Origin of the sequence: Mesorhizobium sp. M0074, from assembly GCF_040322975.1 — a bacterium.
GTDB lineage: Bacteria > Pseudomonadota > Alphaproteobacteria > Rhizobiales > Rhizobiaceae > Mesorhizobium.
The window spans coordinates 35,533-47,826 of record NZ_JAMYUM010000019.1 but is presented as its reverse complement, the minus strand read 5'-3'; the positions used below and the strand labels follow the sequence as shown (position 1 = coordinate 47,826).

Here is a 12,294-nt window from a genome sequence, read left to right as displayed (position 1 = left end):
CCCTTCGGGACACCAGGTCGGCGAATCCCAAGTTCACCCGCTGCGCTGCGTCGGAGTGATGTGAATTTTGGCGTTCGCTACAACATTCATGTTGCCCTTTGGCCAATCGACGGCACCAAACAGTTACAAGAAAGGGCGATGCTGCCTTGTCTTGGTAAGGGAGGTCACCATGAACATGAAGTACAAAACAGTTCAGGAAGTGCTCCGAAAAGCGGGCATTGTCATGAGCAAGAAGGGGGAAGTTCATCGCATAAACTTCTTCAGCGGCCTGGAAGACACCGCCTACTACACGCCAAGTCTTCAGGACGCCCTGGACAGGGGCTTGGCTTTGGCAGGAGGTGCCGGAAGGGTGAAAGCAAGCGTCTTTGCCAAGTCAGCTGAAACAGGAATCTCGACCGGCGCACACGTCGGCTGACACAATTCAGGCAAGACATCGCCGCGTTGCGCGGCGGTGTCGTGAAACTGCAATAGCCGAAGCATTGCCGTCTTCCTTGCTCGAATGGGAAAAAGACGGCTGACGCAGCGCCTGCCACCCGTTTCCTGACGGGCGGTTGGAGTCGTGACGTTCGATGCACGAGACGTGCAACGTTCCGCCCAAGCCAAAATCACAAGAAATCCCAGCCGCCTTGAAGCGGCTTTTTGCCGTGGAGGCACCATGCCCCGTTTTCCCCGACCAACCACACAGCCGGAGGCCTGAGCCATGGCCATCACCCCGCTCGACATCGCCAACATGGCGCTCGCCGTGCTCGACGAGGCGCCGATCGAAAGCCTCGACCAGGACGCCAAGGCGGCACGCCTGCTCAATCTGCATTTCGACCTGACCCGCGAGGCCGAATTGACCAAGCACGCCTTTGTCTTCGCCATCCTGGCGGCCTCGGTCGCCGGCTTCGACACCGGCAGCGGCGCTGGCACGCTGAACTTCGCCTATGAGCTTCCCGCCGACTGCCTGCGGCCCTTGCCGCTGACCCATAGCGGCGAGCCGGATGGCGTGCCGCTCTCATGGCGGCAGGAGGCCGGGTTGGTCTATTCGGATCAGGCCGGGCCGCGCATCCTCCGCTATGTCGCCAATCTGACCGACCCCAACGACTGGGACGCGCTGTTCAGCGAAGTGCTGGTGGCGGCGCTCGCCATCAAGATCGCCCATCCGTTGACCCACAAGGCCAGCATGATCGACGTCGCACGCAGCGCCTATGACAGAGCGCTGGATGCAGCCTACTCGGCCAATGCCATCCAGCGCGGCGGCAGATTTTCGACGACGTCCTGGGCTTTCCAGCGCGGCGACAGCCGGGGCGACGGCCGATGACCACGCTCTATCCGGTCCAGGACGCTTTCATCCGCGGCGAGATTTCTCCCCGCTTGCATGCTCGCGCCTCGCTCGACCTCTACCGGGCGGCGCTGTCGAAATGCACGAACTTCGTCACGCTGCCGCATGGCGGCATCAGGAAGCGTGGCGGCACCTATTTTTGCGCGGAGGTGAGGGACTCATCAAAGGCGACACGGCTGATCCCGTTCATCTTCTCGGCTGATCAGGCCTATGCGCTCGAATTCGGCGATCTTTACATCCGCGTCTACGCCTATGGCGCGCGTGTCGGCACGGTCGAAGTCGTTTCGCCTTATCTCGAGGCCGATCTGTTCGACCTGCAATTCGTCCAGTCGGCAGACCAGATGTGGATCACCCACAAGGATCATCCGGTCAAAGTGCTGACGCGCACCGCGCACACGACCTGGACGCTGGCCGATTTCGTCTTTCTCGACGGCCCTTACGACAAGATCAACACCACGGCCACGACGCTAACGCCGGCCGCAACCGGCAACGCCATGCCGGTCATGGCCGCGAATACGCTGCCAAGCGGCACGGTCAGCAACAGCAACGGCTCATCCGACGTGTGGCAGGTGTTCGATGGCGACAAGCAGAAGGGGGAGAACATAGCGGGCTTTCCGAGCGGGTATCTGCGCTACCAGTTCGGCGGCGGCGGGGCCAAGACGGTCGACGCCTACTGGATTACCGCCACGAATGATCACTCAGACACTGCATCGCCGACCCAGTGGCAATTCCAGGCCTCGCACAACGGCACCGACTGGACGACGCTCGACAGCCGGGACGGAGAGACCGGCTGGTCCAAGTCGGAAACCCGCTTCTTCGACGGCTTCAACAACACGGTTGCCTACGAATATTATCAGCTGCTGTTTTCAGGTGGCGGCAGCGACGGAACCGCTATCGCCGAACTGGCCCTGCACGAATACGCGCCGTCGCAAACGCCATTTGATCTTTCGGCCTCCTCGATCGTCGGCATCAATGACGGCATCGGCTTCCAGACCAGCGATGTCGGCCGTGCCATTCGTCTGCTTGGCGCGGATGGCTTCTGGCGCTGGGCCAAGGTCGTTGCCCGGACCAGCACCATGGTGGTCACGGTTCAGTTGTACGGGCACGCTCTGCCCGATCTCAGCCCGATCATCCGCTGGCGTCTCGGCACGTTCGTGCCCGGCAAGTACGTGCAGAGCGGTTCGCTTTACGAGGAGCGCCTGGCGTTCAGCCGCAAATTCTCGGTCTATGCCTCGCAAACCGGCGATTTCGACAACTTCGCCACCGGCGAGAAAGACACCGACGCGCTGGAATTCGTGCAGGCCGGCGGCGGCCAGGCCAATGACATTACGTGGGTGGCGGAATCGGACGGCGCGCTGATCATCGGAACGCTTGGCGGGGTGAGGGCGCTGTCTGGCTCCGGCATCGACGAGGCGCTGACGCCGTCCTCGTTCAAGAACCGCCGGTCGCGGACTTTCGGTTGTGCCCCGCTGCGTCCTGTCGATGCGGGGCAGTCGTTCCTCTATATCACCCGCTCCCGCAAATCGATCGCCGAGCTGACGCAAAACGCCACCGGCCGCTTCACCTCCGACGATGTCGGTCAAATATCGGAGCACATTCCCAAGAGAGGCGTCGTCGAACTCGCCTTCCAGACCGACCCCGATCCGCTGCTCTGGTTCCCGCTCGGGGATGGCGAACTCGGCGGCTACACGCACCAGCCGTCGCAGGACGTTCGCGGCATGCACATCCACCAGATCGCCGGAAGCTTCGCAGGATCGAGCTGGGCCGTTGTCGAAAGCGCCGTGGTGACGCCCGGCCAGGACGGCAACGACGATCTCTGGCTGATCGTCAAGCGCACGATGGGCGGCGTGACCAGGCGCTATATCGAAATAAAGACCGCGCCGTTCGAGTATGGCGGGATCGGCGATGCATTCGAAGTCGACTGCGGCCTGACCTATGGTGGCGTCGCTGTGGGCACGGTCTCAGGGCTTGATCATCTCAACGGCGAAACAGCCGACGTCCTGGCCGATGGCAAGGTCTACAAGGGCCTTGCTGTGGCCGCTGGCGCGGTCTCGCTGCCCGGTGGGGCTACGGCAGCCAAATGGCAGGTCGGGCTCGGCTACCAGTCCGAAGCCAACACGCTGGAGCTCGATGTCGGCGGCCGCGACGGATCGATCGTCGGGCGGCGCAAGAAGGTGGCCAAGCTCATTCTTTCGCTGCTGGAAACCGACACAACCGGGCTTCAGGTCCAGTCGTTCATCCGCGGCCGCTGGGAGCAGGTTCGCATCCCGTCCGTGGTTGCACCCGACGGCGTGGCGAAATTGTTCACCGGCAATGTCGAGGTGCCGATCGACGATAGCTGGGAAGGGCAGGGGCGGGTGAAGATCCGCCACGTCAATCCAACGCCCTGCACGATCAGGGCGATGACACCGGTGTTCGACGCCGAGCCTTAGAAACTGCTGATCTCCCCCCTCGAGGGGGAGATGTCGCCGAAGGCGACAGAGGGGGTCGGTTCGTCCTGACGCGGCCTCCTATCGCCTCCATCGCGGGGGAAGAACGCCGGCGCTCCACGCGAGACGACCCCCTCTGGCCTACCGGCCATCTCCCCCTCGAGGGGGGAGATCACCCGCTCCGTCTTCCATCGCTTCCCCAACCAAGGAACCCACCCGTGACCCCAACCCATCCCGAAGACCTCGGCAGGGCGCGGACGGCTGCCGATTTCGCTGCCATCCGCGCCTTGCTCGACACCGACCTCAACAATGCGATCGCCCGCAAGGCCGAACTGGAAACGGAAAAGTTTCACGCGATCTTCGGCGCCGGCAATTTGACGGCGGCGCGTGCCGCATTGGACGACTGCAACGCTGAAATCGCGCTGATCGAGAAAACCATCGAGGACGCGGACGAGCGCCGCGTTGGCGCCCCCCTGGACGAACCCCCCGCCGAAGCTGCCGTCGCCACGCCTGCGCCCGGCGACGAAGTCAGGACAAAGGCCGAGGCGCTCGGCGAGCGCTGGCGCACGGTCCACTGGCTGATCGAGCAACTGCGCCAGGAGCTGTTCGCGGCCGATGCCTTGAGCCGCGCCGTCATCGCCGCCAACGGCCTTTTCGATGCCGACGGCGCCGTCGGGCTGAAGGTCAACCTGACCACCATCCGGCGCACTGCCATGGCCGGCCCGAGCGCCGCCGCGCCATCGCGTCTCAGCCGCCCGGCGATCCAGGCCGACCGACTGCTTTTGTCCTTCCTCAGCCCCGGCGGCGTGCTCGACCGGCGCCCTGCGATCGGCGGGCCGGTCGGCGGCATCAAAAGCAAATTCATTCCCGCCGGCGAACGAGGCTGACCATGTGCACACTAGCTCTTATCGGTACGGCGCTTTCGGTCGGCGGCGCGCTGGCGGAAGGCCAGCGGTCGAAGCAAATGGCCGACTACCAGGCCAAAGCCTATGAACAGCAGGCGCGGGCCGACGCCCAAAGCTCGGCCTTCGAGCAGGGCCAGGAGCGCCATAAGCAGGACCTGCGGCAGGCGCAGGCGCGTGCCCAGGCCGGCGCTTCGGGCGTCGCCATAGCAGGCTCGCCGACCGAGGTGCTGGCGGCCAATGCCAGGCAGGGCCAGCTCGACCTCAAGGCGATCCAGTACGGCTCGCAGCTGCGCCAGAACGGTCTCGCCACGCAGGCTGCGATTTCGCGCTTTTCCGGCAGGCAGGCAGTGGGCGCCTCGATCTTCAAGGCCGGCGGCAGTCTCGTGTCGGGCCTTTCCGGCCTCTACGACCCGGCCAAGGCGGTGACGTTCGGCAGAAGCGCCTTCCCGCCGGCGCCGGGTGGAGGCCTCTACTGATGGCCACCATCCCGCTCCAGCTTGCCCAGCGCCGGCTCGATACCGGCAGTGTGGCCTCCTATCCCAACGGCTCGCCGGTGGACGCCGCTATGCAAGGCTTTGGCGACGAGCTGTCGGCGATTGCCGAGCGCTTCAAGCAACAGAAGCAGCAGCAGGATGCGTTCGACGCCGATATTATCGGCCGCGAACTGAACGCACGCATAGCGCACGCCGAGGCCGTGGCGGTGCAGACCGCGCCGGCCGACGGCGGCGGCCTGCACGACTTCATGTATGGCCAGCTCGATCCGCGCAGCGACGGCGTCGTCAAGCCCGGCCTGTTCGACCAGATCTTCGACGACACCGTGGCGAAAGTGCCGGAGGGCGAACGCGCCAATTTCCTCGCCCAAAAGCAGGCTCTGCGGCTCGCCGGCTCGGCGCGCATGGCCGCGCAGCAGCACGCGCGGCGCCAGAACTATGAGCAGGCCGAGTGGAGCAAGGTCGAGGACGGTTACACAAGCGCCATCGCGCAGGGCGACCCGGACGACAGCGGCACGTTCGAGGCGATCAGGCAGAGCGGGCTCGACCTGATCGGCAAGATGGGCAACCCGGTGGCCCGGCAAGCTGCCGAGGCCGCCTGGCGCAGCAACGCGGCAAAGGCGCTCGTCCAGGCGATGATCGCCCAAGACCCGAAGCGCGCTGCGGGGATGCTGGGTGGGGGGTCGGGAGCGACTGACGGCAGGACCAAGGACGATACCGTCGAGGCTGTGAGTGGGCCTCCGGCGGATGGAACTGCCGCACCGGCTTCGCTCCGTGACCGCGTAGGCAAGCTTACGCCGGACCAAACGTTGGCGCAGGCTTTTGGGGACGACATTGCCCCCGAAGAGCGGCCAGGGTTGGTCCAGCAGGCCCGAGCCGCCGACGCGATGCGGCAAGTCGAAAAACGCACAAACATTATCCTGGCCGAGCAGAATGCGCCGGCCGACATCAGGGACAATGGAACCTATTCCGGCCCGATCCCAACGCCGGAACAGTTCGTCGCTCTCTATGGCGCTACCGAAGGCGCCAGGCGCTTCGAGGCGTTCAACAGGACCGTTGAGGTTAATCGTCAATTCCACGGCATGCGCGACCTGTCGAATAACGCCGTGCGGGCCATGGTCAAGGACGCCGACCCCACCGCTGATAGTTCAACGCCGGAAGTGGACAAGGCGCGCCATGACGCTATCGCCACCGCCGCGGACCTGACGTTCAAGGCCAGGCAGGCCGATCCGGGCGGCTATGTCCGCGAGGCATTCGCGAACCTTGATGCGGCCTGGAGCAACCTGTCGAGGCCGGGAGACTATCGGGCGGCGATCATTGGCTCCATCGCCGCCCAGCAACAGTTGGGTTTTGAGACCGCCCAGCCGCTACCCAACTCTGTCGCTGAGGACATTGTCGGCAGACTCAAGGCCCAGCCGCAAGACCAGACCACAGAGCTGCGCAATGTGTTCGCCGCGCTACCGAATCAAGCCGCGCGCGAAGCGGTGCTCAGCCACCTGTTTCAGACCAGCGCGTCCCAAACAGATAACAGCATCGCGGATAGGTCGGTCCGGGCAGCTGTAGTCGACCCGATGATGCTGCTCGATTTAGCCAACACTGTCGAGCCAGGACGATCGGTATCAAACGCGGAACTCACCAACTACTTACCGACGAATCAAGAGTGGCTCGGGAGATTGATAGCCGGCGACAGTGAGCGGGGGAGCCTGTGGCGTCGTCTCGCACAAAAACTCGTGGGCTCCGATGGGCTTGGCGAAGACAGCATCTCGGTGGCCGACTTCACGCCGTTGGGGACGTCATTTGCACTGGAGAAGGCTGGAAATGCAGCGCTGGAAGGCAACTACGAAGAAACACTGCTCAATGCCGCGGGCGCAATTCCTGGCGATAGGTTGGCGGCCGTGGCCCTGGAACGCGCCGCGGCGAAGATTGCCAAGCCCTGGGTAGAGAAACTCTCAATATTTTCGAGGCGGCCGACTGACCTAGTCGAAGGCGGCGAGGCACTTGTTCGTGGGGTCGATGCCGAAACCCTTAGGCACCAGCAAGCGCTTGCGCGCTCGGTCTCGCCACCAATGCCACGCCGGAAGACACCACCCGGCGAAATATCCGACAGTGCAGTTGAAACCGCGCTATTAGCTGCGATGCTTGCCAGGGATACGTCCAAAGTTAAACATGCCGGGGCGAAGGTTGGGTGGGCTCCATCCAACGACTATCGAAAAGTCTTTTTCGATGCGAATCCTAGTCTCAACAAAAGCGACTATAGAGTGCATCATGGCGTCGAGCAGGGAGTTTTTAAAAGGTATCCCGGGCTTTTTACAGAGAAAGAGCTGCATTCAATCGAGAATCTTCGTGGAATCCGGAACGAGTTCGACATAATTTTGCACCTGAAGGTAATTCGGAGCGAGTGGGAATATTTCTATAAGAAAAACCCTCATGCCACCCGTCAGAAGGTCCTTGACTATGTTACCGAAATCGACAAGAAGTATGGACATTTGTTCTATCCGCCAATAGGTGAATGATGAGATACTTTGACATTCTGCCCGATGTGGCCGGCGGATTGGGTGACGGCACTGTCATGGATACCAGCGTCCACCCTCCTATCGTGAGCAAGCTTGTGTACCAGATGGAGGGATGGATCGGTGATGTTCTTATAACAAGCTTTCCATGTTTCCTCGTGACGGAAGAGGCCGCGCACGCGTTGTCAGAAATCGGCTTCACCGGAGCGACATTCGCCCCTGTTGAAGTCACAACGTCCGAAGATTTCCGCGAACTTCAGCCCGAGGTAGAGCTTCCATCTTTCGTGTGGCTGAAGGTGAGTGGGAAAGCGGGTCACGATGACTTCGGCATAGCCAAGAACCTTAACCTCGTCTTATCGGAGCGAGTCTTCGAGGTGTTTGATGAACGAGGTCTCCCTTCCGCTACCATCAAGCCGTTCGACGGCTGACGGCCGAAGGGGCAGGGATGGTCTCGGCAATAAAGCAATGGGTAGTCACGGCACGCCGGAAGTTACCTGGATGGGCACGGCCATCCACTCAACCAATCGACAGTTCAATGATGCAATATTTCTACAGAAAACCCGATGTTGCCGGCGGCTTCGGCAAAGGAACTGTCCTTGATACGAGTGTCCACCCACCTGTCGTAAGCAAGCTTATTTACCAAATGGAGGGATGGTTCGGTGACGTGCTCATCACAACATTTCCTTGCTTTCTTGTGACCGAGGAGGCCAAGCGCGCTTTGTTGGAAGTTGGCTTCTCCGGTGCAACGTTCGCCCATGTTGAGGTCACGACGTCCGAGGATTTTCGTGAACTGCAGCCCGAGGTGGAACTTCCAGCTTTCGTCTGGCTGAAGATTAATGGACAAGCAGGCCGCGATGATTTCGGCATCGCTCGGGACCTACGCCTTGTTGTCTCGGAGCGCGTGCTGGATTTGCTCGAGCAGTTGGGAACCCCCTCTGCTGTTATTGAGCCTTTCGACGTCAAGCAAGGATAGTGAAGACAGGCGTTGGTTCCGCTCGCAGCGACGATCTTTCGTCGGTAGACGTTTTGGGTTCAGGTCCTTGCCCAAGGATCCGGACACAGGCTGGAATATGGATGTGTCTCATGAGATACCACCAGGCGACGGTGGGGCAGATCATGTATCAACATACTACCCCGTACCCGGCAGCCGGCTCGACCGGATCAGCGCTGGCGCGATCACCAGTGAGTATGCCACTCCGGCGATGGCAACCAGGCCGGGGGTTGGTGCCGCCATCGGGACAGCGGTCTGATTGTGGCCACGATGCTGGCTTATGGCCTGCTAACCGCAGAGCGGTACCAGTCGGTGGTGCCTTCTGGATCGCCTCCCATCCCAGATGAAGGATTGACCTGTTGCGCACAGACTCTTTTCCGACCATGGCAAGGATCGTTTTTCTGCTCACCTTGGCCGGCGTTCTCCTGCTCGCGCTTTCGCCGGTGCGGTTCCTGCAGGAGTTGGACATGGGCTTCACCTTCCAGCATGACAAGCTCAACCACGCAGCCGCCTTCGCCGTGTTGGCGGCGCTCGGAAGCCTCGGCTGGCCGGAACACAAGACGAGACTGGTCCTGCTCCTCGCTCTTACCGGCGCGGCGATCGAGCTGCTTCAAGGCGCGCAGCTGATCGCGCGCGATATGGATATCCTCGACTGGGTCGCCGACTGCGCCGGCATGGCCTGCGGGCTGGCGGCCATGGGCGGCACAAGAAGGCTGATTGGCGGATTGCTGTAGCCCTGGACCGCGTTGCCGCTCGCTGTCTGAAAAATGTAAATCACCGGCTGCGCCGGATAGCGCGGTGTCCGGCCGCGTAGCTTAGCTTTCCCACACCAGCACCGAACCCCTTCCAGCCTCGCTTATGCGGGGCTTTTTTATGGAGCAAGCCCTCATGTCCCGACCTGCAACTGCCGCCGTTCGTCTCCTGACCGGCGAACGCGAACCCGTGCGCCTCGCAACCACGGCCGACATCCTCCTGCACGGCCTGCAGGCCATCGACGGCGTGCCGGCCGAAATCGGCGACCGCGTGCTGGTCAAGGACCAGGCCGACCCGACGCAGAACGGCATCTACACCGCGAGCGAAGGCGAATGGTTCCGCGCCGCCGATGCCCGCACTACCCGCACCCTGCAGAAGGGCACGACGGTCCATACCCAGATCGGATCGGTCAATGCCGGCCGCGTGTTCGAGTTCACGGCCGACGAGCCGGCCGTCGGCACCGATGCCATCACCGTCGCCGCATCCGTTCCGCCCGACATCGCCGACGTGGTCGATGAGGTCGAAGCGCTGCGCGATGAAACCCAGGCGCTGAAGGATGCTGCCGAAGCCAGCGCCGGCCAGGCAGCCGCCAGTGCCGCCGCTTCCGCCGCGAATGCCGGCCAAACCGCCGCCGACCGGGCTGCGACCAATTCCGATGCCGTAGCCGCCGCGGCCGCCGTCATCAGCGCCCAGGCCGCACGCGACGCTTCGCTCTACGGCAAGGGCATTTTCCCGACGACGGCGGCGGCAATCGGCTTCGGCGTCGCCGGCAACGGTGCGATCACGCCAGGCTCGGGCGGCGCCAATGGCACGTTCGACCTGGCGTTTACCGGCGGAACTGGCTCGGGCGCTGCCGGCCGCTTCGTCGTGGCGGGCGGGGCGCTGACGCAGATACTGATCACGGCGCCGGGCTCCTACACAGTGGCGCCGACGTTCAGTTTTGCGGCGTCGGCAGGGCTCGCCGGCGCCGCCGCAGCGGCGGTGCTGGGCAGGAATGTCGATGTCGGCGAGTATTTCTGGACCGAAGTTTCGACTGGTTCGTTGGGGTTGTACAATGTCGGGGCAGGGCCTGTGGCGGCCGACACGGGCGTTCGCGCGGCAACGGCTGCTCTCCTTTCGAGCGTCGATAGCCTAGCAATGATCGAAGGCCTTAGCGTTCCGACCGCCAGGCTAACTGAGGCGGCCGGATCAGTCAGCCCATCTGTATACCGATCCTACTCTTTTGTGTCGGGCGACACGATCGAGCACATTGCCATTGCCAAAGCTGGAGAGCGAAGCATTCTGCAGCTTATTCACGCGGGGGCTGGTGCGGCCTATACAGCCAACTTCAATCTTGAGGAGGGTATCGTCTCAAGCAGTTCTGGCGCGAACCTCGTCAGCGCTGCCATCATGGATATTGGCTCCGGCTGGTACGAGTGCAAGGCTGTCGTCCTGGCTGCGGCAAATATTACGAACAATGTGCAGGCACGCATGTCGGCTGCTGGCGTTTTTCCGTTCACCGGCGATGGAACCAGCGGTATGTACATTCGCAGTATCGTGCTGCGCAAGCAGGGCCTGCCGCCTAACCTGTTCCCGAGCAGCGACCCCGCCAACGCCGCCTTCACGAAGCAGAACGTGACGGTTACCACCACGGTCAGCCCTTATGAACCGGTGCTGATCTCCCTGCCTCCGCTTGTCGATGGCCTCGACGTGACCGTCAGAGGCCGAATGACGGCATCGAAGCTTGTCGAAATGGTCGGCTCTGGCAATCCTTCCGTTTATCAGGGCAGGTCCGTGGTCAATGGCGACAATATCGTCTGGAAAGTCACCGCCAAAAAGGCCGAACGCAATCGTCTCAATCTCTACTCCAACAACGCCGTCATCTTCGACTGCACCTTCAATCTCGACACCGGGACTGCGACCGGCACGGGCGCGAGCATCGTCGCTCTTGGCAACGGCTGGTACGAATGCACGGTCACGAAGACGGCAACGGCCACGGCCGCGACGAACTGGCAACAGCGTATTTTCCCGTCTGCTGGCGGTCACCCGTATGTCGGCGATGGTGTGTCTGGATTCTATGTCCAAAGGTCGGCTCTAAGCATCAATGGTGGGCCGAATGTCTTCTCGTCTTCGGAAAACCTCTCCAACTCGGCCTGGACCAAAAGCGCCGGCGTGACGGCAGTCGCCAATGGCGCTCTGTATCTTGGCCTACTGTCGGATCCGGCCAACATCGGCGGCGATCCATATGACGACGGCTCGGCCGCCCTGGTTGGTAAGAAATTGACGCTGATCGGCTCTAGTATTTCGGCCGGAGCCTACTACGTTCCCGTCCTCGCCGGTCTGACCGGTATGGTCCCTACCAATCTAGCAGTCAGTGGCTCGGCCTTGGGGCTGAGCACCACCGCCTATCCGAGCTACGGAATGTCCAATGCGATCACCAATATTCCGGTCGACGCGGAGTTGGTAATCCTGGAGCCGGGCCCGAACGCCTTTGGCGCGCAGGAGACGCCCCTGGGCGCTCTCGGCGACACGACCTACGCCACTCACTATGGTTCGCTGTGGGCGGCGTGCGCCGCCATCCGAGCGCGTGCGCCGAACGCCAAGATCGTCATGATTGGCACCTACAGCGGCGGCCCTGGACACGCGACGCACCGGATAGGTCGGGTGAATGGCCAGGGCAACACCATGGACCAGTTCTTCAACGCCGAGCGCGAAGTGGCGAAGCTGCTGTCCATACCGTTAATCGACGTAGGTGGTGAGAGTGGCATCGGCTACCTGACCTCGTTGCTTTACATGGGCGATGAGCTCCATCCGAATGCTGCGGGCAGTCTGCGTCACGGAACTTTCGACGCTGAGGAACTCCGTTGTCTGTCGCGCCGAGGCTTCTTCGGAGCCTAGACTGGAATGGTCCT

General features: G+C 62.5%; 10 protein-coding genes. All 10 read left to right on the top strand.

All coding sequences use genetic code 11. The annotated features are described in order from the left end of the window. Positions 1-169 precede the first annotated feature (169 nt). The 10 genes from NKJ73_RS23650 to NKJ73_RS23605 all read left to right on the top strand — a co-directional run bounded on the left by NKJ73_RS23650 (position 170) and on the right by NKJ73_RS23605 (position 12,280). A complete protein-coding gene (locus NKJ73_RS23650) occupies positions 170-415 on the top strand; it encodes a hypothetical protein (protein ID WP_031211513.1) in 246 nt (81 codons plus the stop codon). 285 nt (positions 416-700) lie between these two features. Further along, positions 701-1,303, top strand: coding sequence for a phage connector family protein (locus tag NKJ73_RS23645; RefSeq protein ID WP_352571274.1), 603 nt, complete (start codon positions 701-703; stop codon positions 1,301-1,303). Beyond that, positions 1,300-3,756 carry a phage tail protein gene (locus NKJ73_RS23640; protein WP_352571273.1) on the top strand — a complete coding sequence of 819 codons (2,457 nt, stop codon included), beginning with the start codon at positions 1,300-1,302 and terminating at the stop codon, positions 3,754-3,756. Before NKJ73_RS23645 ends, NKJ73_RS23640 begins: the two co-directional genes overlap by 4 nt. 215 nt (positions 3,757-3,971) lie before the next feature. After that, complete coding sequence (locus NKJ73_RS23635) at positions 3,972-4,640, top strand: hypothetical protein (protein WP_352571272.1); 669 nt, start codon at positions 3,972-3,974, stop codon at positions 4,638-4,640. Positions 4,641-4,642: 2 nt separating this feature from the next. Beyond that, the gene (locus NKJ73_RS23630; RefSeq protein ID WP_352571271.1) at positions 4,643-5,134 is read left to right on the top strand and encodes a hypothetical protein; all 492 of its coding nucleotides are present in this window, start codon (positions 4,643-4,645) and stop codon (positions 5,132-5,134) included. Continuing rightward, the gene (locus NKJ73_RS23625; protein WP_352571270.1) at positions 5,134-7,662 is read left to right on the top strand and encodes a hypothetical protein; all 2,529 of its coding nucleotides are present in this window, start codon (positions 5,134-5,136) and stop codon (positions 7,660-7,662) included. Before NKJ73_RS23630 ends, NKJ73_RS23625 begins: the two co-directional genes overlap by 1 nt. Beyond that, positions 7,662-8,087, top strand: a complete 426-nt coding sequence (locus NKJ73_RS23620; RefSeq protein WP_352571269.1) for a hypothetical protein — start codon at positions 7,662-7,664, stop codon at positions 8,085-8,087. The genes NKJ73_RS23625 and NKJ73_RS23620 overlap by 1 nt, the downstream gene beginning before the upstream one ends. A gap of 107 nt (positions 8,088-8,194) precedes the next feature. Beyond that, positions 8,195-8,632, top strand: coding sequence for a hypothetical protein (locus NKJ73_RS23615; RefSeq protein WP_352571268.1), 438 nt, complete (start codon positions 8,195-8,197; stop codon positions 8,630-8,632). 377 nt (positions 8,633-9,009) lie between these two features. Further along, positions 9,010-9,384 carry a hypothetical protein gene (locus NKJ73_RS23610; protein ID WP_352571267.1) on the top strand — a complete coding sequence of 125 codons (375 nt, stop codon included), beginning with the start codon at positions 9,010-9,012 and terminating at the stop codon, positions 9,382-9,384. Positions 9,385-9,538: 154 nt separating this feature from the next. Then, positions 9,539-12,280, top strand: coding sequence for an SGNH/GDSL hydrolase family protein (locus tag NKJ73_RS23605; RefSeq protein WP_352571266.1), 2,742 nt, complete (start codon positions 9,539-9,541; stop codon positions 12,278-12,280). Positions 12,281-12,294: the final 14 nt, after the last annotated feature.